16 protein-coding genes and 6 tRNA genes are annotated in these 21278 nt (G+C 42.4%); 15 read left to right on the forward strand and 7 right to left on the reverse strand.

Features of this window, described 5'->3' with window-relative positions:
* Positions 1-125: 125 nt before the first annotated feature.
* From AB6N04_RS11260 to nagE, 4 genes are all read right to left on the reverse strand, one after another.
* Positions 126-941, reverse strand: coding sequence for a sulfite exporter TauE/SafE family protein (locus AB6N04_RS11260; protein WP_369308392.1), 816 nt, complete (start codon positions 939-941; stop codon positions 126-128).
* Between the two features lie 991 nt (positions 942-1932).
* The gene (locus tag AB6N04_RS11265; RefSeq protein ID WP_369308393.1) at positions 1933-2220 is read right to left on the reverse strand and encodes a type II toxin-antitoxin system RelE/ParE family toxin; all 288 of its coding nucleotides are present in this window, start codon (positions 2218-2220) and stop codon (positions 1933-1935) included.
* Positions 2217-2480 (reverse strand): type II toxin-antitoxin system ParD family antitoxin, encoded by a 264-nt coding sequence (locus tag AB6N04_RS11270; RefSeq protein WP_369308394.1) that lies wholly within the window; start codon positions 2478-2480, stop codon positions 2217-2219. The genes AB6N04_RS11265 and AB6N04_RS11270 overlap by 4 nt, the downstream gene beginning before the upstream one ends.
* A gap of 397 nt (positions 2481-2877) precedes the next feature.
* Entirely contained in the window at positions 2878-4905 is a 2028-nt protein-coding gene (gene nagE / locus AB6N04_RS11275; RefSeq protein WP_369308395.1) for an N-acetylglucosamine-specific PTS transporter subunit IIBC, read from the reverse strand.
* A 416-nt stretch (positions 4906-5321) separates the two neighbouring features.
* Here nagE and nagB point away from each other — a divergent pair, with 416 nt between their 5' ends.
* The 10 genes from nagB (at position 5322) to AB6N04_RS11325 (ending at position 11458) form a co-directional block, all read left to right on the forward strand.
* Complete coding sequence (gene nagB, locus AB6N04_RS11280; RefSeq protein ID WP_369308397.1) at positions 5322-6125, forward strand: glucosamine-6-phosphate deaminase; 804 nt, start codon at positions 5322-5324, stop codon at positions 6123-6125.
* 75 nt (positions 6126-6200) lie between these two features.
* Positions 6201-7370: an N-acetylglucosamine-6-phosphate deacetylase gene (gene nagA / locus AB6N04_RS11285; RefSeq protein ID WP_369308399.1), complete on the forward strand. Its 1170-nt coding sequence runs from the start codon at positions 6201-6203 to the stop codon at positions 7368-7370.
* Between the two features lie 3 nt (positions 7371-7373).
* Entirely contained in the window at positions 7374-8597 is a 1224-nt protein-coding gene (locus AB6N04_RS11290; protein WP_369308401.1) for an ROK family protein, read from the forward strand.
* Between the two features lie 388 nt (positions 8598-8985).
* A tRNA-Met gene (locus AB6N04_RS11295) sits at positions 8986-9062 on the forward strand.
* Between the two features lie 7 nt (positions 9063-9069).
* Positions 9070-9154: transfer RNA gene (locus AB6N04_RS11300), tRNA-Leu, on the forward strand.
* A 31-nt stretch (positions 9155-9185) separates the two neighbouring features.
* Positions 9186-9260, forward strand: a tRNA-Gln gene (locus tag AB6N04_RS11305).
* A gap of 31 nt (positions 9261-9291) precedes the next feature.
* Positions 9292-9366, forward strand: a tRNA-Gln gene (locus AB6N04_RS11310).
* Positions 9367-9415: 49 nt separating this feature from the next.
* Positions 9416-9492, forward strand: a tRNA-Met gene (locus AB6N04_RS11315).
* A 13-nt stretch (positions 9493-9505) separates the two neighbouring features.
* Positions 9506-9580, forward strand: a tRNA-Gln gene (locus AB6N04_RS11320).
* A gap of 522 nt (positions 9581-10102) precedes the next feature.
* Entirely contained in the window at positions 10103-11458 is a 1356-nt protein-coding gene (locus AB6N04_RS11325) for a dicarboxylate/amino acid:cation symporter (protein ID WP_369308403.1), read from the forward strand.
* A 63-nt stretch (positions 11459-11521) separates the two neighbouring features.
* Here the strand turns inward: AB6N04_RS11325 and ubiF are convergent, their stop codons facing one another.
* On the reverse strand, positions 11522-12709 hold the full coding sequence (ubiF, locus tag AB6N04_RS11330; protein ID WP_369312081.1) for a 3-demethoxyubiquinol 3-hydroxylase: 1188 nt from the start codon (positions 12707-12709) through the stop codon (positions 11522-11524).
* A 580-nt stretch (positions 12710-13289) separates the two neighbouring features.
* Between ubiF and miaB the strand changes: the two genes are divergently transcribed.
* From miaB to lnt, 5 genes are all read left to right on the forward strand, one after another.
* Positions 13290-14720, forward strand: a complete 1431-nt coding sequence (gene miaB / locus AB6N04_RS11335) for a tRNA (N6-isopentenyl adenosine(37)-C2)-methylthiotransferase MiaB (protein ID WP_369308405.1) — start codon at positions 13290-13292, stop codon at positions 14718-14720.
* Between the two features lie 21 nt (positions 14721-14741).
* Entirely contained in the window at positions 14742-15812 is a 1071-nt protein-coding gene (locus AB6N04_RS11340; RefSeq protein WP_225819908.1) for a PhoH family protein, read from the forward strand.
* Complete coding sequence (gene ybeY, locus AB6N04_RS11345) at positions 15813-16280, forward strand: rRNA maturation RNase YbeY (RefSeq protein WP_369308406.1); 468 nt, start codon at positions 15813-15815, stop codon at positions 16278-16280. It begins immediately after the preceding gene.
* Positions 16281-16794: 514 nt separating this feature from the next.
* Positions 16795-17679, forward strand: coding sequence for a CNNM family magnesium/cobalt transport protein CorC (corC, locus tag AB6N04_RS11350; RefSeq protein WP_369312083.1), 885 nt, complete (start codon positions 16795-16797; stop codon positions 17677-17679).
* Positions 17679-19208, forward strand: coding sequence for an apolipoprotein N-acyltransferase (lnt, locus tag AB6N04_RS11355; protein WP_369308407.1), 1530 nt, complete (start codon positions 17679-17681; stop codon positions 19206-19208). Before corC ends, lnt begins: the two co-directional genes overlap by 1 nt.
* Before the next feature lie 54 nt (positions 19209-19262).
* Here lnt and AB6N04_RS11360 read toward each other — a convergent pair whose 3' ends face one another.
* Positions 19263-20186, reverse strand: a complete 924-nt coding sequence (locus tag AB6N04_RS11360) for a sugar kinase (RefSeq protein ID WP_369308408.1) — start codon at positions 20184-20186, stop codon at positions 19263-19265.
* Positions 20183-21205 carry an SPFH domain-containing protein gene (locus AB6N04_RS11365; RefSeq protein WP_369308409.1) on the reverse strand — a complete coding sequence of 341 codons (1023 nt, stop codon included), beginning with the start codon at positions 21203-21205 and terminating at the stop codon, positions 20183-20185. The genes AB6N04_RS11360 and AB6N04_RS11365 overlap by 4 nt, the downstream gene beginning before the upstream one ends.
* Positions 21206-21278: the final 73 nt, after the last annotated feature.

Here is a 21278-nt window from a genome sequence, read left to right on the forward strand (position 1 = left end):
AACCAGATATATTCTATCATAATCCATCAGGAAACAACCGTTTGATCACGCTTAAGCGATAAAAGCGATGTCAAAGAGGCTATTATCACAAAAAATAGAGATACTAGGCTTTATGCGCCCATCTTTTAGGTCAATAACATCACAGTTAACACCACCAGTAATAGTAGTGGGTAACTTTGCGCATGACGCTTATCGCTAAGATAAGGCATCAACAATCCAGCAAAACGGATCCCCAACCAAGAAGCCGCAATGAGGATTAACGCACCTTTTAAGTAGATCATTCCCAGAAAGCCAGTTCCCAGATCAACATGCCTATTAATCGCGAAATAAAAATAGGTGAATGTCCCCGTGATTGCCATTGGCAAGGTTAACGGGTTCGCGAAAGCTGCTGCTTGGATCATACTGACACCTCGGCGTCGCATCAGTGGAACCGTCATCACACTGCCGCCCACACCTAAAAATGCCGCTACCGCGCCAATTACCACACCAATCGGAGTATCTGAAAAAATTCCTCCCCGAGAAGCTTTAATCCCTTCCGCTTCTGTTTGCATAAAGCCGGGGCGAATAAAGCAATCCAAGATAGTCACAATCAAGTAGGCAATAAATATCCAACGGATCAAGGCACTATCTACCGATAACGCGACGATCGCACCGAGTATTCCGCCAACTGAAATGGGAATAATAAATGGCCGAATAATTACCCAGTTAAGATTGCCTTTTAAGTAATGAGCCCGACTCGAAAGGGTCGATGAAAAAATCATCACACAAGTTGAAGTGGCAACCGCAATTTGCATTGCCACACTACCAGCATCGCTTTGTGCCCCCCACACTAAGCTAATCAATGCATACAGCAGCGGTACAGTAATAAACCCTCCACCAAAACCAAATAGTGCGGTTGTGATCCCTGAGATAAAACCAAATAAGCAAAGAAGCAGTTCCACAGAAAATTCCTCGTCAGTTATTGAGAAAATATCTTATCGATGAAAAAAGCGCCTTGCTTATGCAGATTTGACAACCTACTTTGAGATTTCGCCAACGTTATTGATAAGTGCAACTTGCTGGGGTTAAATAAAGGGAGCTTAACTCCCTTTATTTAACATCATTCAAATGTGAGTAATCACTACCATTCGTCTCGATAATCGAATGAAACCTAGTAACTGTCAGATCAAATCTGAGCTAGTACACAATTAAATGAGCTAAAACAAAAAACACTCCAGCGACTTTTATCAGAATTTGTAGCATTAGGTGATCTGACTACCGCTGCATTTAATGTTGATAACAACCATCAATTGTTAGAAGTAAGTATCACACTCGCTAAGGCATATGGTGTAGAGGAAAGTAAGATTATTAAAAACTCTGATGATCTAGATGCAGTTATGATGTCATAGAAAGTCGGCATCTTTATATATCAGTTCAAACATACATTAGCTGATATATATTGTAGTGAATGGGACTATGATTCAAATTTTTGAATTTGCCACATCGTCAGCCAAAATAAGCGGTTAGCTCACAAGTTTTGATGGAGGAGAAATGGGTGACGGCGTGTTAGGTAGCACAAATGATAAATAGAACGTTCTTAAGATGGTTTTTGACGATAATACTGATCCTTTCATATTATTTGGGATTGGCCATCTTTGATTTCGGGTTTAGCTCAAGCTTCACATACAGCTACACTGTAATGGGTAATAATGAGCCGACTACAGTTTGGCGTGCTTTCGTAGAGAATTTGCAGGTGTATCATGATAATGCGATAGCTTATGTTTATTTGGGCACCCCTGTTTTGCTAGTGCTGTTATTTAATATTCATAAAAAGATAAGATAACACTCAATATCGACGAGCTTGGGAAGATGAACTGCCCCAAGAATGAGCAACAGAACTTGGAGAGTTGTCGGTGAGTGAAAACGCTCTGCTTAATTTCAGGCCGTTAATTGCTAACTAAAATGTGCAGGAATGTCTCTGGAGCCGTGGAGTATAAGTTCGATGCGCACTTCAGCATCTAATACACGGAAAAACAGCACATACCGACCGTAAGCGCAGCTTCGCAACCCAGGCAAAATCTCCGATCTTTCAATATAAAGAGTAGGAGACTCAGCAATGAGTAGACATTTTTGATACAACTCCTCAATAAAACTTAGCGCACGAACGGGGTTGTCTTTTGCTATCCAGTCACCGATCGCTTCTAAATCTTGTTCTGCCAATGGTGAGATAGCCAGTTTCATTTTGAGTCACTGCCTTCAACCGATTGGGCATATTTGCTTGATAACCGGGAAAATACAGTGTTTGCATCCTTACTTTCGCCACTATTAACACCATCAATTATCGCCGTTTGTAGAGCGACCAATTTCGACTGATTTTCCTGTTCTTCTAACGCGCGAAGTCCAGCACGGATGACTTCACTTGTATTATTATATCGCCCGCTTTTAATTTGATTCTGAATAAACTCTTCAAAGTAGGGACTTAAAACGACACTTGTAGACATTGTTAAGACCTCGCCATATACCAACTATTATTAACTATTAGTATAATTGAGTTCATTTTTTTATCAACATGACTCATTCAACAATACCGTTCACCTTCATTATACCGTCGGATAAGGGTCGGCAAGGTGTCTTCCATGCCGTAGTAGGCGACAGTATGATTATTTTTCCCTTATTTTACCCCATAAAAAAGGGTGGCCTAAGCCACCCTGAGGTTGTTGACAAAGCGGGAAAAAGCGTGGTTTTTCCCGCTTTGTGTTATCAGGCGAAAATCAATGTATTGATTTTCCTTGTTTATTTTCAATAACCTATCCAACCTGCCGCCAAACATGTTATGTTTGTCAGCAGTCTGAGGGTGGCCTAAGCCACCCTATTACTCACTTATAATATTAAACTGAATTATTTCAGTACATTATAAATAACGGTTTCGCCTGCTTTTACTTCACCGTCAACTAAAATTTCGACGCCTGCGAAATCATCAATATTACTGATGATAACAGGGCTGATCATCGATTTAGCATTAGCTTCAAGGAAGTCTAAATCTAATTTCAGAATTGGAGTCCCCGCGGTCACTTCCGCACCTTCTTCCACTAAGCGTGCACAACCTTCACCTTTCAGTGCAACGGTATCAATACCCATATGAACAATTAGCTCAACACCATTTTCAGTTTCAAGGCAAAATGCGTGGTTAGTTTCAAAAATTTTCACCACAGTGCCTGACGCTGGTGCTAACACTTCGCTACTCGTTGGTTTGATAGCAATACCATCACCCACAATACGGCTCGAGAACGCTTCATCTGGCACATCATCAAGGGAATAGACTTGACCACTCACTGGCGCAACCAGAGATAAAATCACATTGCCTTTTGCTTTCGTAGGCTGTGCCGCTTTTTTCTCTTCCGCAACCGCAGCAGGGGCAGTACCTGCAATCGGCCCTTTCGCAATTACGTCTTCCATTGCTTTAGCAACTAATTCAGCACGTGTTCCCACGATCACTTGCACATTTTGTTTGTTCAGGCGAATAACACCAGAAGCACCAAGACGTTTGGTCATCGCATCGTTAACAATTGCGGTGTCTTTTACCGTTAAGCGTAAACGTGTAATACAAGCATCAATGCTAACGATATTGTCGCTACCACCTACCGCAGAAACATATTGACGCGCTTCTTTTTGGATATCGCTATCTGTACTATGCACTGGGCTGAGGCTTTCATCGTAACCATCAATCGTTTCATCCCCCGCACTTTCTTCACGACCTGGTGTTAACAGGTTAAATTTGCGGATCATGAAACGGAAAATCACATAGTAAATACAGAAGAAGACTAAACCTTGAACAATCAACATATACCATTGAACGGCTAATGGGTTACGTGATTGCAACAACATATCCACTAAACCTGCGCTGAAACCAAAACCTGAAATCCATTCCATGGTCGCCGCAATATACACCGAGATACCGGTTAATAATGCGTGAATTACGTACAGGATTGGCGCCACAAACATGAATGAGAATTCAAGCGGTTCAGTAATACCAGTGAAGAATGCAGCGAATGCCCCTGCAATCATGATCCCCGCTACTTTGGCCTTATTTTCAGGTCGTGCACAGTGGTAAATTGCCAATGCCGCACCCGGTAAGCCAAACATCATAATCGGGAAGAAACCTGCTTGGTAACGCCCCGTAATACCTACTGTTGCTAAGCCAGCTTCAATAGATTTTGCGCCACCGAGGAAGTTTGGAATATCGTTAATACCCGCAACGTCGAACCAGAACACGGAATTCAGTGCGTGGTGCAATCCAACAGGAATTAATAAACGGTTGAAGAACGCGTAGATACCCGCTCCCACTGAACCTAAATCTTTAATGCTTTCACCGAAAGAAACTAAACCGTTATACACCACAGGCCAAACGTACATCAGTACAAAGGCTAAGATGATCATCAGGAATGACGTTAAAATCGGCACAAGGCGACGACCACTGAAGAAGGACAGCGCTTTTGGCAGTTCAACACCACTATAGCGGTTGTACAATTCAGCAGACAGTACCCCAACTAAGATACCCACGAACTGGTTACTGATTTTACCGAATGCTGCAGGAACAGATTCCAGAGGAACATTCATGATCATGGAATAAGAAGCCGGAGAACACAGTGTTGTCACCACTAAGAAGCCAACGAAACCGGTCAGTGCCGCAGCACCATCCTTATCTTTAGACATCCCATACGCAACACCAATTGCAAATAGCACGGACATATTATCAATAATTGCCGCACCGGATTTAATCAGTAACGCCGCGATTGCACTATTAGCCCCCCAACCATCTGGGTCAATCCAATAGCCAATCCCCATTAGGATCGCTGCAGCTGGTAGTACAGCAACTGGCACCATCAGTGCTCTACCAATCCGCTGTAAGTAGCTAAGAATATTCACAAACTCCCCCTTTATCGCCCTATTTTTGCCCCATTTACGGGATCTTCTTGTTCACACACCTAAATCATAATTTAGGTCATTGAGAGTATCAATTTCATAGTCTAGATTAATTGTTTCGCGATGCAAAATAAATAGACGTAATCTGTGATAAATGTCAACGAAAGCATTCATGTTATGACTAAATTAGTAGCTATTATTGGAAACTTATTTTATGATTAAAAATAACTTATTTAGGCCATTAACCTGTATATTCTCAGCGCGTTTAAAATGCAGCGTCGTCATTAAAACGGCACTGTATACCAACACCAACGCGTAATAAATTTGTAGTATAACGAGTATTCCTATATCTAATGAATAACATCAGGGATACACATATATATGAAAGATTTCACAGACTTATTAGAGGTAATTGAAACATGAGGCTAATCCCATTAAACAATGCGCATGATGTCGGCAATTGGTCCGCACAGTATATCGCCGATAAAATCAACGCATTCAACCCCACCGCTGACCGTCCTTTCGTTCTCGGTTTACCCACAGGTGGGACACCACTTGCAACCTATAAGGCTCTGATTGCTTTGTATCAAGCAGGTAAAGTGAGCTTTAAACATGTGGTGACGTTTAATATGGATGAATATATTGGTATCCCTGCTGATCATCCACAAAGCTACCATACATTTATGCATGAAAATTTCTTCAGCCATATTGATATTCAACCTGAAAACATCAACTTACTAAATGGTAATGCCCCCGATGTTGATGCGGAATGTCAGCGTTATGAAGATAAAATCAAATCTTATGGCAAAATTAATTTATTCATGGGTGGCGTAGGTAATGATGGCCATATTGCATTCAATGAACCGGGTTCTTCTCTCAACTCTCGCACCCGCATTAAGACGCTAACCCCAGAAACACGCCAAGCAAATTCACGTTTTTTTGATAACGATATTAACCAAGTCCCTAAATTTGCGTTAACTGTAGGTGTCGCCACATTAATGGATGCAGAAGAGTTAATGGTCTTGGCAACAGGCGCGAATAAAGCCAATGCAGTTCACGCAGCGGTAGAAGGTTCAATTAACCATATGTGGACTGTAAGTTGTGTGCAAATGCACCCTAAAGCACTGATTGTGTGTGATGAACCTGCAACGCTCGAGTTAAAAGTCAAAACACTCAAATATTTCAAACAGTTAGAATCTGAAATTATTGAGCAGTTTAACTAAGATTACATTTATCAATCACCCGACTGGTGACGGCCAGTCGGTGACCCATTTCCCAGAGGTCAGGAGGTTAAAACCATGTATGCACTAACCCATTGCATTATTTATACAGGCCATGAAAGACTGGATAACCATGCTGTTATCGTTGATGGTGAAATCATCAAAGAGGTTTGCCCTGTCTCTGAACTACCTGCAAATATTCCGCAACACGATTTGCAAGGCGCAATTCTCTCTGCTGGTTTTATTGATCTGCAAGTTAACGGCTGTGGTGGTGTTCAATTTAATGATAATAAAGAAAACGTCACACTAAAAAATTTAGACATCATGCAAAAAGCCAATGAGCGCACAGGTTGTACTAGCTATCTACCGACGCTAATCACTTGCTCTGATGATCTCATGAAACATGGGATTGAAGTCATGACCGAGTATTTAAAAGATCACAAACACCAAGCACTTGGTCTGCATTTAGAAGGTCCTTACATTAACGTGATCAAAAAAGGGACCCATAATCCAGAGTTTATTCGCCAGCCTTCAGCACAAATGATTGATTATTTAGCTTCTCACGCTGACGCTATCACGAAACTTACCTTAGCACCTGAAATGGTAGAGCTTGATTATATTCGCCAATTAAAAGAGGCGGGCATTGTGATTTCTGCGGGGCATTCAAATGCAACGTACGAAGAAGCTAAGCGCGGTTTTAAAGCCGGTATTCGTTTCTCAACGCATCTTTTTAATGCGATGCCTTATATTTCAGGTCGTAGCCCTGGTTTAGTGGGAGCTATTTATGACACGCCTGAAGTTTATGCGGGCATTATTGCGGATGGTCTACATGTTCAATGGGCGAATATCCGTAACAGTAAACACCTAAAAGGGGATAAATTAATTTTAGTGACAGATGCCACAGCACCAGCGGGTATTGATCCTCAAACTGGTGAAATGGATCATTTTATCTTTGCAGGTAAAACCATATACTATCGTGATGGATTATGTGTTGATGAAAATGGCACACTCAGCGGTTCGTCACTGACGATGATTGAAGCAGTCAGAAACAGCGTAGAACATGTCGGTATCGCATTGGATGAAACACTTAGAATGGCAACGCTCTATCCAGCAAGAGCCATCGGAGTTGATGACTGTTTAGGGTCAATAGCTCCGGGTAAAATTGCGAATTTGACCGCATTTAACCACGACTTCACTATTCTTGCGACTTATGTAAACGGAAAGGAAGTCTACAAAATGAGTAACTAGCTAATGAATCAAAGACACTCGCTAAAGCAAATTGGTAATATTGACCTCGTTAAACAACTCAATAGTGCTGTCGTCTATAGCTTGATAGACCAACATGGTCCGATATCAAGAATCCAAATAGCGGAGCAAAGCCAGCTAGCCCCCGCCAGCGTCACTAAGATCACTCGTCAGCTACTCGAACGCGGTTTAATTAAAGAAGTTGACCAACAGGCCTCCACAGGGGGCCGTCGAGCTATCTCAATTGTCTCCGAACATAAAAATTTCCATACCATTGGGGTCCGTTTAGGTCGATATGATGCCACTATCGCATTATACGACTTAGGCGGAAAAATGATTGTGGATGGCCACTACCCTATTTCAGAACCTTCTCAAGAAGCCGTCGAGCAGAAACTGATTGAAGCACTCGAAGGTTTTATCGAGGAAAACCATCGTCGTATCAAAGAACTGATTGCCATCTCAATTATTCTGCCAGGTTTAGTGGATCCAAATCGCGGCATTATTTTTTATATGCCTCATATTAAAGTCGATAACTGGCACCTCATTGATAATCTGCAAGCGCATTTTAATATCACTTGCTATGTCGGCCATGATATTCGTAGCCTCGCGCTGGCGGAGAGCTATTTTGGTGCAACACGGGATTGCGAAGACTCTTTATTAGTCCGTATTCATCGAGGCGCTGGGGCAGGTTTGGTAATCAATAAAGAAATTTTACTTAATCATCGCGGTAATTTAGGGGAGATAGGTCATATTCAAGTCGACCCGCTAGGGGAACTGTGCCACTGCGGTAATTTCGGCTGCTTAGAAACCATTGCCTCTAATCAAGCCATTGAAGCGCGTGTTAAACAACGCTTAGAACAAGGCTATTCCAGCACGCTAACAGCAGAAACTTGCACTATTTCGTCTATTTGCCAAGCCGCAAATAAAAACGACCCACTCGCCACCGAGGTGATTCAGCACGTTGGTAGGCAAATTGGTAAAGCGATTGCCATTGCGATTAACTTATTCAACCCAGAAAAAGTCGTGATTGCAGGGGATATCACGGAGGCTGAACACATTTTACTGCCCGCCATCCAAAGCTGTATCGATACCCAAGCACTTAAAGGCTTCCGTGAAAATTTACCCATTGTCACCTCTCAATTAATCCATAACTCGGCAATTGGGGCGTTTGCCTTAACGAAGCGTGCAATGCTTAATGGTGAACTACTGCAAAAATTGTTTGATAATTAATAGGGCTTCTATAAAAGCAGACTCAGGTCTGCTTTTTTGTTTTAACAAACTCCGCAACAAAAAAACGCCTTCCCTATCACCATAACTATCACCAAAAATTGTACAATTTAAAATCTATTTGTATTTTCTCAAATTATATCGGCTTCTTTCAAAGGCAACTCCCACAAAATACATTTATTTTTTCCCGCTATTTTTTGAACAGATAAAGTCTCAAAAGAGGATTTTTTTCAAATTGAGGGTTGTTTTTTGCTGGCTTTATCGACAAAATGATTATTCAACAAACAAACAGACGCATTTTCTGAAAAATAGTGCAAAAAGCTGTTGACTGTAGGGTCTGTAATTAGCATAATGCGCCCCGCAACGCCGATGAAGGTTAAGCAAAAAAGATGGCTATGTAGCTCAGCTGGTTAGAGCACAACACTCATAATGTTGGGGTCACAGGTTCGAATCCCGTCATAGCCACCATTTATTTGCGGGAGTGGCGAAATTGGTAGACGCACCAGATTTAGGTTCTGGCGCCGCAAGGTGTGCAAGTTCAAGTCTTGTCTCCCGCACCATTTTCCTTCTCGGTAGTGTTGAATTTAAGATTGGGGTATCGCCAAGCGGTAAGGCACCAGGTTTTGATCCTGGCATTCCCAGGTTCGAATCCTGGTACCCCAGCCATCTTAAAACATTCAATAGTAGAATTCCCGGATGGGGTATCGCCAAGCGGTAAGGCACCAGGTTTTGATCCTGGCATTCCCAGGTTCGAATCCTGGTACCCCAGCCATCTACTACCCCCTCTTGTTGCAAATAATCATTCCAAAGAAATAGACAATGGCTATGTAGCTCAGTTGGTTAGAGCACAACACTCATAATGTTGGGGTCACAGGTTCGAATCCCGTCGTAGCTACCATTTCTTTTGTTGTTGGGGTATCGCCAAGCGGTAAGGCACCAGGTTTTGATCCTGGCATTCCCAGGTTCGAATCCTGGTACCCCAGCCATCCTTATCTCTCTTCAACAAAGCAAAAAGAAGTCAATTTCTCCATTTCAGTTATCACTTTTTTTGATAGATTCAGCTCAATCTAAAAAAACAGGTAATAAAACCATTTTTGTTACTAAACCCAATTTTTTACGTCAATTTTTGCATGATTATGCATATTTTCAGTTGGAATACGTCCTTTTTTATCTTTTTTAGTTTATTAAATCCTAAGATTACTAATTAAACAGCCACTTAATCAGTTTAAATGTTAACTAATCAACATTTCGCCTAAAAAATTTACTTTTACATAACTTTTATATTAAATTTGTGACTTTAATCATTCCTATTTAACGACTGAAGATGGTAATCTGCGCTGGAATTGTAGTTAGGTATGATTGGTGGCTAAAAGGATTTATTCACTTAAGCCACTTAAAAACTCACTCCCATCTTCCGTTCTATTAATTAGTTCTCAAAAACTCAAATAAAAGTTTTAAACCTAATAATTATAAATTGCCAAAACGCAACATTTTTACAGAGAAAATTTATGCGAAACATGATAAAGCAACCAATATATAAAATCTTATATGTTCAGGTCATCGTAGCCATCGTCCTAGGTATCGCGCTAGGCCACTTTTACCCAGACATTGGAGAGTCATTAAAACCACTTGGTGATGCATTCATCAAAATCGTTAAAATGATCATCGCACCCGTTATCTTCTTAACCGTAGTAACAGGTATTTCGGGTATGTCAAACATGAAGGCTGTCGGTAGCGTTGCGGGCAAAGCAATGTTGTACTTCATTACCTTCTCTACTATCGCTTTAATCATTGGTCTCATCGTTGCGAACATCATTCGCCCGGGTGATGGTTTAAATATTGATCCTGCCACTCTTGATAGTTCTAAAGTGGCTGGCTATGTTGCCAAAGCCCACGAATCGTCCATTGTTGGCTTCTTGATGAATATCATCCCTGATACCGTCATTAGCCCACTGGTCAATGGCAACATTCTCCAAGTTCTGTTCATTGCTGTTATTTTCGGATTAGCATTAGCAGCAACGGGCAAGCATGGCGAACCCATTGTTAAGTTACTGCAAAACTTCTCTGAGCCCGTGTTCAAAATGGTTGCGATGCTGATGAAACTCGCACCGATCGGGGCATTCGGCGCCATGGCATTTACCATTGGTAAATATGGAATTTCATCTATCGGTAACTTAATGATGCTGATAATGACGTTCTACATAACCTCTTTACTGTTCGTTATCTTAGTATTAGGGGCGGTAGCCAAATATAACGGCTTCTCAATCATCGAATTGATAAAATACATCAAGGACGAGCTCTGGTTGGTTTTAGGGACATCGTCTTCTGAAGCGGCCCTGCCAAGCTTAATGAGAAAAATGGAACATGCTGGGTGTGAAAAATCAGTTGTGGGCTTAGTGATCCCAACGGGGTATTCATTTAACCTTGATGGTACCAACATTTATATGACCATGGCGGCTCTGTTTATCGCACAAGCCACTAACATCGAGCTCACTATTTGGGAGCAAATCTCTTTACTGCTGGTTGCGATGATCAGCTCAAAAGGTGCGGCAGGTGTTACAGGTGCTGGTTTCATTACCTTAGCCGCAACACTGATGGTTGTACCAAGCATTCCCGTTGCTGGTATGGCTTTAATTTTGGGGATTGATCGCTTTATGTCTGAGTGCCGTGCATTAACTAACTTAGTGGGTAATGCATGTGCATGTATCGTGGTTGCACGTTGGGAAAAAGAGTTAGATACCGAAAAACTGGCTCATGCATTCTCAGCAAAAAATGAAACATTAGATTCAGTGATCACTGAAGATGACAGCGTCAATACTGAGATTAAAAACGTCCAGCCTGTTGATTTAACAAATCATAAATAATCGTTTGGATTGATAACAAATAGGCCGCTAATCTGCGGCCTATTTTTATGATTTACGGTAAGCCTATATTCCTAGCGCATATTTTAACGCCAGCTTTTTCGCTTCACCCGCTCTTTGCGCCGCCATCAACCCAAGGTTTCTAAATACTTTTAGTCCCGGTAGGTTTTCGCTAAAGACCATATAGAACACATCCATACCAGCTTGCATCACTAAGTTATCGGGCAAACGACGACGTTCATAGCGTTTTAGTACATCCATCGAATACCATGGCTGTAAGTATTCACGTGCATAGCTTACTACACTCAATAAACTATCCACATCACGATAACCTAAGTTAACCCCTTGTCCTGCTAGCGGATTAATTGTATGTGCGGCATCCCCAATCAACACTAAACCGTCGATAACATAACGATTCGCATGATGGCGTGTTAATGGAAAAGCCCCCGATGCAATTGCAGTGACCTTACCGAGACGCTCAGGAAACGCTTCTGAAATCGCCCCTGTGAGTTGTTCCATTGACATGCCTTGTAAACGCCTAATCTTAGCTGGACTGTCATACCAGACTAATGAAGCCCAATTATCGTATAACGGCAAAAATGCCCGAGGTCCCGATGGGAAAAATTTCTGCCAGGTTTTATCTTGTTGAGGTTGTTCGGTTTTAATAGTAATCAGCATGCACGATTGGCGATACTGCCAACCACGACTGCCAATCCCTGCCATTTTGCGGACCTGAGAGTTTGCGCCATCTGCGCCCACAACCAGTTTTGCTTCCAAAAGACGATTATCATCAAGAGTTAATTGCCATTCTTTTTGGTTTTTGGGCTGATATAAATTCACTAAGTTTGCCGGACAAACTCGTGTTAAATTGCTGTACTTCTCGCACTCTTGCCATAAAGCAAGCTGTAATACCCGATTTTCAACCATAAAACCGAGCTCAGGTAAACCAAGGCTTTGGGCATCAAACACCACATTGCTATCAGGTTCTTCCCAGGTTTCTAATTGACGATAAGGAGCACAGCGCATCGCTTCAACATGTTGCCATGCACCAAGTTGCTTTAATAATTCAACGGAAGCTCGGCTGATAGCCGAAATACGGACGTCTGGATGACTGTGTGGCTCAAATGGTGCGGGTTGTGCCTTTTCAAGCAAAGCCACCTTCATCCCTTCTTGGGCGAAGCCCAATGCCGCCGCTGCGCCAGTCATACCCGCGCCAACTACGACAACATCATAAGATTCGATTTGTTTATTCATCATTTTGGCCACTATTTACGAATTGATTGCCATATTGTACCGAAAATTTATTGCCCTCGCAGACAATATCTCCATTTGAACGCGAGGGGCTGTTTACCTGTACTGCTGATTTTTAACGCTAAAAAAGGTTAAAAAACTAGAAAATGGATAAATGTGTTAATCCTGCTGACTAATTCTTATTTGAATACAGTATGCTGCTTAAACACTGCTCTATGGGTTCGATTAACGCACGTTTCACCCAGTTAATACTGCCTTGCCGAGTTCACACGGCGGCGAACCCCTCGCCTTGCCTAAAATGGCTTTAATTCGAATAAAAATCGACCGTCAAAGATAAACAGCCCCTAGCCACTGAGCCCCCAAATGAATACAATACGTCCTAATTTTTAAAACAATAGGCAAATGCCTGCCCTTAAATTTCAAGTAGTGATATTATTTCTCGCTATCTTTGCATTTATCCCATCATACAATGATGTCCTTAATCAAAATGCAGACGAGTTCCCAAAAGAGGGTAGGACTTTGGATTTACAACGCGTTTCGGGGTCCATTACACTAGCCGCTTCGAAAACACCGGATATACGACATGTCGACGAATAAAAAGTTATACATTAAAACTTGGGGCTGCCAAATGAATGAGTATGACTCATCCAAAATGGTCTCTTTATTAGAAAGCACCCACGGTTATCAGCTAACTGAAATTGCTGAAGAAGCAGATTTACTTCTGCTTAACACCTGTTCGATTCGGGAAAAGGCTCAAGAAAAAGTCTTCCACCAGCTTGGGCGTTGGAAGTTTTTTAAAGACAAAAACCCTAACATCATTATTGGTGTTGGCGGCTGTGTTGCATCTCAAGAAGGGGATTTTATCCGCCAACGTGCACCAAGTGTTGACATTGTCTTTGGTCCACAGACATTGCACCGCCTTCCGGAGATGATCAACCAAGTGCAAGGTACTCGCAGCCCTGTTATCGATATCAGCTTCCCTGAAATTGAGAAGTTTGACCGCTTACCAGAACCACGGGCAGAAGGGCCTACTGCTTTTGTTTCTATTATGGAAGGGTGTAATAAATACTGCACTTTCTGTGTGGTGCCATACACCCGTGGTGAAGAAGTTAGTCGCCCATGTGACGATATCTTATTTGAAATCGCACAGTTGGCCGCACAAGGTGTACGAGAAGTTAACTTACTGGGTCAAAACGTTAACGCTTATCGCGGTGAAACCTTTGATGGTGAAATTTGTTCATTTGCGGAGTTACTGCGATTAGTCGCTGCGATTGATGGTATTGACCGCGTGCGTTTCACCACTAGCCACCCTATTGAATTTACCGACGATATTATTGATGTTTATCGTGATACGCCTGAATTAGTCAGCTTCTTGCACCTGCCTGTGCAAAGTGGTTCAGACCGCATTCTCACTATGATGAAACGTGCTCATACGGCTCTTGAATACAAAGCAATTATTCGCAAACTGCGCGAAGCTCGCCCGGGTATTCTCATCAGCTCTGACTTTATTGTTGGTTTCCCTGGTGAAACCACCGATGATTTTGAAAAAACGATGAAGTTGATTGCAGATGTTAACTTTGACATGAGTTATAGCTTTGTCTATTCCGCACGTCCAGGCACGCCAGCGGCCGATTTACCTGATGACGTTACTGAAGATGAGAAAAAACAGCGTCTATACTTACTGCAACAGCGTATTAATCAGCAGGCTTTAAATTTCAGCCGTCAAATGCTGGGGACCGTTCAACGCATCTTAGTTGAAGGGACGTCGCGTAAAAACATTATGGAACTGTCTGGGCGCACTGAGAATAACCGTGTTGTGAACTTTGAAGGCACACCGGATATGATCGGCAAATTTGTGGATGTTGAGATTGTGGATGTCTATACCAATTCATTACGTGGTAAAGTCATTCGTACAGAGGATCAAATGGGTCTTCGCGTTCATGAATCACCCGAGTCTGTTATTGCACGTACCCGTAAAGAAGATGAGCTAGGTGTTGGCAGTTTTCAACCCTAAGCCGTAACCATAGGATATTCAGTGACTGAGACAAAAAATTTGCAAATCGCAACTCAAGAAATCTTTCTAGAACCCGCAGATAACCAGCGTTTAATGAGCCTCTGCGGGCCATTTGACGATAATATCAAGCAGCTAGAACGCCGCCTTGCTATCGAAATTAATCGCCGTGATAACCGTTTTAAACTATCGGGTAAACCGCTTAATGTTCAAGCGGCGAGCAAAATTTTGCGTCAACTGTATGTCGATACCGCGCCTGTGCGCGGTGTCATTCCTGATATCGATCCTGAGAATATTCACTTAGCCATTCTTGATAGTCGCGTTTTAGAGCAATCGGCCGAAAGCGTTCCTGACTATGGCAAAGCCGTCAATATCAAAACCAAACGTGGTGTGATAAAGCCTCGTACGCCAAATCAAGCGCAGTACATTGCTAATATTTTAGATCATGATATTACATTTGGGATTGGTCCGGCGGGAACAGGGAAAACCTATTTAGCCGTAGCCGCTGCCGTCGATGCCTTAGAACGTCAAGAAGTTCGCCGCATTTTGCTCACACGCCCAGCCGTTGAAGCAGGAGAAAAACTAGGTTTTTTACCTGGGGATTTAAGCCAGAAAGTCGACCCTTATTTGCGCCCGCTTTATGATGCGCTGTTTGAGATGTTAGGCTTTGAAAAGGTTGAAAAACTGATTGAGCGCAATGTTATTGAAGTCGCACCACTGGCGTATATGCGTGGCCGGACTTTAAATGATGCGTTTATTATTTTAGATGAAAGCCAAAACACCACCATTGAGCAGATGAAAATGTTTTTGACGCGGATTGGTTTTAACTCCAAAGCGGTCGTTACAGGGGATATTACCCAAGTTGACTTACCGCGAGGCAGTAAATCAGGCTTGCGCCATGCGATTGAAGTACTCTCTGGCGTGGATGACTTGAGCTTTAATTTTTTCCACAGTGAAGACGTGGTTCGCCACCCTGTCGTTGCCAAAGTGGTTATGGCCTACGAAGCGTGGGAAGAGCAAGATAATAAACGTCGTCAACAATTACGTGAAGAAAAAGAACAGCAAAAAGAGCTGGAAAAGCAGGAAAACCAATAAATGAGTGACGTCATTCTCGATTTACAAATTGCGTGTGAAAAACCTGAAGGTTTGCCTTCTGAAGCACTATTCGAGCGCTGGTTAGCTGCCGTGTTACCCAAATTTCAAGCGCAAAGCGAAGTCACTATTCGTATTGTTGACGAAGCGGAAAGTCACCATTTAAACCTGACTTATCGTGGAAAAGATAAACCAACCAATGTGTTATCTTTTCCTTTTGAAGCTCCACCTGAAATTGAGCTTCCCCTGCTCGGGGACCTAATTATTTGCCGCCAAGTCGTTGAACAAGAAGCTATCGAACAGCAAAAAAGTGCTGAAGAACATTGGGCACATATGGTGGTTCACGGTTGCTTGCATTTATTAGGTTATGATCATATTGAAGATGATGAAGCTGAGGAAATGGAAGGTTTAGAAACTGAAATTTTGGCAGAACTGGGCTATGAAGACCCTTATCTTGCAGAAAAAGAGTGACTTAACTATAATTTTTTAAGCGTCTTTTACAGAAAAAGCATTATTTTACAAAAAACTGACGGTTATTTTGCAGATAAACCGTCAGTTTTATGCTAAAAAAGAATGAAGTAAGCTGTTTTTATTAACTAAGCTCTAAATACTTTATCTGCTAACTCTTTTGCTTAACGAGATAGCTAAAACCAGCCAACAACGCTGCGGTTCGATATATGATGAGTAACGACTATCTAATACTCTAAATAATTCGGATTGCAGCTAGGCGGCCAGCGAGGATATCCCGATGAGCATACACTAGTATGTGATTCGGGTAGCCGAGTGCAGCCAACAACGCTGCGGTTCGATATATGATGAGTAACGTCTATTAAATACTCTAAATAATTCGGATTGCAGCTAGGCGGCCAGCGAGGATATCCCGATGAGCATACACTAGTATGTGATTCGGGTAGCCGAGTGCAGCCAACAACGCTGCGGTTCGAAGTATGACGAGTATTTTTTGAGGAAAAAAAAATTAACCGCCATGAGCGACGATAACTCTTCGAGTAACGATAACCCAGGTCCTAAGAAAGGGTTCTTTGCACTGTTAAATCACCTTTTTCATGGTGAACCTAAAAATCGTGATGATTTAGTCGAATTAATTCGCGACTCTGAACAAAACGATTTAATCGATCCTGATACCCGTGAAATGCTTGAAGGGGTTATGGATATCGCGGATCAGCGTGTACGTGACATTATGATCCCGCGTTCCCAAATTGTTACCTTAAAACGTAACCAAACCCTTGATGAGTGTTTGGATGTCATTATTGACTCTGCTCACTCCCGCTTCCCTGTTATCAGCGAAGATAAAGATCATATCGAAGGACTGCTGATGGCGAAGGATTTACTGCCATTTATGCGCACAGATGCAGAGCCTTTTAGTATTGATAAGGTCTTGCGCCAAGCGGTTGTTGTTCCTGAAAGTAAACGTGTAGACCGATTACTCAAAGAGTTCCGTTCCCAACGTTATCATATGGCTATCGTTATCGATGAATTTGGTGGCGTTTCAGGTCTTGTGACCATCGAAGATATTTTAGAATTGATTGTGGGTGAAATTGAAGATGAATACGACGATCAAGATGATGTCAATATTCGCCAATTGAGTCGTCACTCCTATTCTGTCCGTGCACTGACACAGATAGAAGATTTCAATGAGGCTTTCAATACCCATTTTAGTGATGATGAAGTCGATACGCTTGGTGGACTGGTGATGCAGGCCTTTGGCCATTTGCCTTCCCGTGGTGAAACCATCACAATAGATAACTATCAGTTTAAAGTTGCTATGGCAGACAGTCGTCGAATTCTGCTGCTTCACGTGAAAATTCCAGACGATGCGCCAGTTCCTACTTTGGAAGAAGAACAGACTTAATGAACTCAATGTCGATATATCAAAGTCAGTGGCTGCGGTTGCTGCTGGCTTTATTGTTCGGAGCCAGTGGAACACTGGCTTTTTCGCCTTTTGACATCTGGCCAGCCGCACTACTTTCGATTTTATTTCTCCAATTACTCACCCTAGAACGCCGTGTAAAACAGTCTTTTGCTATCGGGTTTGCTTGGGGATTTGGTCTATTTGGCAGCGGAGTTAATTGGGTCTATGTCAGCATTGCTGATTTCGGTGGAATGCCGGGACCAGTAAATGTCTTTATTGTTATATTATTAGCGGCTTACCTTTCCCTTTATACAGGGCTATTTGGCGCTTTACTGGCTAAACTCGCCCCTAAAACCAATATTTGGCGCTTAGTTTTCGTCGCCCCAGCCCTCTGGCAAGTCACCGAGTTTCTTCGCGGCTGGATACTCACTGGGTTCCCATGGCTGCAATTTGGGTATAGCCAAATTGATGGACCGATGAAAGCACTCGCTCCCGTATTTGGAGTGGAAATGATTACGTTGCTATTGTTTAGCATCAGTGGTCTGTTAGTACTCGCTATCCTACGCCGTAGCTTTATTGCGCTGGCGGTTGCAGCTGTTTTAACTTTTGCCCCATTAGTTGCCAAAAATATACAGTGGTTCACCCCTCTTGAGAGCAAAAAGATGCAAGTGGCGCTGGTTCAAGGCAATATTCCCCAATCGATGAAATGGGAAGCCAGTTTTTTACAAAAAACCAAAGATACCTATATGGCGCTTTCTCGCCCTTATATCGGTAAAGCCTCTTTGATTATTTGGCCTGAGTCTGCGGTGCCTTCCGTTGAACTTGATAACCAAACGTGGCTTAAGTCTCTCGACCAATTATTAGCGCAGTCCAACACCCAATTAATTACAGGGATTGTGGATGCCAGACCGATGGATGGTGAATACACTTTCTATAATACAATCATTGTGTTAGGGGATAAAAAACCGTATTTATACCCATCTAAAAACCGTTATAACAAACACCATTTAGTCCCATTTGGTGAATATGTCCCTTTAGAAGACTTACTGCGACCAATCGCGCCATTCTTTAATTTGCCGATGTCAGGCTTTAGCCGTGGTGATTACCAACAAGCTCAGTTAGCGGTTGGCAATATTCATCTGACTGCGGCCATTTGCTATGAGATTATTTTAGGTACACAAGTCAGAGATAACTTTAAACCTGATAGCGACTACTTACTTACCGTTTCAAATGATGCATGGTTTGGGCAGTCCATTGGCCCATGGCAGCACTTCCAGATGGCACGGATGCGCGCTTTAGAATTGGGTCGCCCACTATTACGTTCTACCAATAATGGCATCACGGCCGTGATCAGTGCTGATGGCGCGATACAAGATATGCTTGCGCAATTCAAAACTGCCACACTGGCTACTGAAGTGACACCAACGACAGGCTTAACACCTTATGCACGTTGGAGTAATTATCCGATGTGGGGGGTTGTTGTGGTCTTTGGCGTGCTAGGCTTTGCGATGAATAGACGCCGGAAATAGTCATGATCAGCCCGCCTCAATAACACAATCAACTTTATTGAGGCGGGTGTTACACTAACCAATGAGCTGCCCTTGTAAGTCAGCAATTTTTACAGTCACAATACAGCCCGCATTAAACTGTAAAAAATCATCTTCGATGCCATCGGAAAAAATTACGCCATTATCTGGCATTAAGGACTCTAGTGCTAAAGGTGACTGAGGCTCTATTGTGCCAAATACCCATTTAGTGCCCGTCGTTTTACTTAAAAATGGTTCTCTAACACTAAACTGTAATTTGCTTTCTCCCCAACCGAATCCATTTGAAAGCGGATGTGAAGTTGTTCCTGTAATAGCTTGTGCTCCCGCTAAGATAGATTGAAACCACCCAGTTGAGCCTAGCCCTGTCGATATAATGATCCCCGAAGAAGACTGAAGCTCTTGTTCCCCTTGCCAATTTAACAAATAACGCGCGGAGGTATGACTTTTAGGTCCAATAAATAAGTCATTAACCGCCAGTAATGACTGCCCATCATTGGTTGTTGCCTGCGCAAAGGTCACTGATTTTTGTTCAACCTGACCTTTCATTGTTTTCATTACCACCTCTTGTAACTGGCCAATTTCAAATGGCAGTAATTTACCATCCCACCTTGCTGGATCGGGGTTAATCGCAATAACGGGCTGCCCTTTTAAATACTTTAACGTATTAGCCACTAAGCCATCTTGGCCAATCACGACGATAATGTCCTGCTTAGAAAATTGATAGCTTGGTAATAATTTTCTTTCCAATAATTGAAATCGACCTAACGCCTTCAAGATTGATTCAGCTTGAACTAATTGCCGCTGATACAAATCATGTTCATTCAGGTAATCATCGACTTCTACATGGTTGTGTTCCAAATAAAACTTTGCCTGTGGCCAAGTATTGAAGCGTTCAATCAGTTCTTGTAAACGCGTTTTACGCATCACTAGAATGAATCGGGCATCATCCATCTTATTCATGATTTCACTCCTTTCTTCATTAGTTGGCCGAATAAATCAGGGGAAATGTTTAGCTCACCAATTTTCCCTGCATTTTGCGCCAATGATTCAAATGCCATTGCCATCAATTGCTCTGGTCCCATTTTCGCCAACGCAAGTGCTTTTAAGTTTTCCACTGGTAATTGGCTGTAGGCTTTCATTTTAGATTCAATCGCATAGGCATCTGCATCGGATTGGATCCGTTGATTTTCTACGCTAAGTGCCACCAGCTCATTACGTTTTGCTTCTGCACTTACCTGTGCCGTCAATTCTTCTTGCTTGATCTCTGCACGTTCACGTAACAATTTACGTTCATTATCAAGACTAGCCTCTTCAATTTGCTGCTCTTTGGCTTGTACGGATAAGTCAGTTTCTAGCTCAGCTTCTTTGATAGTCCTTTCTTGCTCGACAGAAAACTTACGTCTGGCATAGATAGCGTCGTCGGCTTCTTTCAAAATAGACTCTCGCGCTTGTGCTTCTAACGCTTTGAGGGTTTCAGGTGAAGGCGCAATTGCCGCAATAGAAACATCTAAGATAGCGATGCCCAATGATTCTATTGCGGGTTGTTCTGCAAGTTGCTTACAGACTAATGTCACCAATGATTGGCTAATCAATAATGCATCTCGCAAAGAAGTGCTCTGTATCTTAGCTTGGATGATCGTTTGAGCCGCACGCACCACCCTATCGCTCAGTTTAAGCGGATCTTCGGATGCGTAACCTTTTCCGTCCTTAGTTAGGTTGAAATTTAAAACATCCGCTGTTTTTTCAGCAGCGACTACCTGAAATGAAATCTGCCCTTGTACACGTAAACTCTGGAAATCAGCCGTTTGCAGATTAAATATAAACGGTGCCTCTTGGGCATTGAGTGGTAAAGCCGCAATCGATGTTTTGTCTGCGTTATACCAAAAACTGAGCCCTTTACCTTGTTTACGCACTTTTCCATTCACTGATTGAATAACAAATGTAGATGGATCTGCTTTGAAATATTTAAAGTTTATCATTTTGTAACCCTCATTATTGTCTTTATGACTTTAATTAATTATTGTCCTATAGACACAAACAAGTCAAGGATTA

This window comes from Providencia rettgeri, assembly GCF_041075285.1.
GTDB classification, from domain to species: domain Bacteria; phylum Pseudomonadota; class Gammaproteobacteria; order Enterobacterales; family Enterobacteriaceae; genus Providencia; species Providencia rettgeri_G.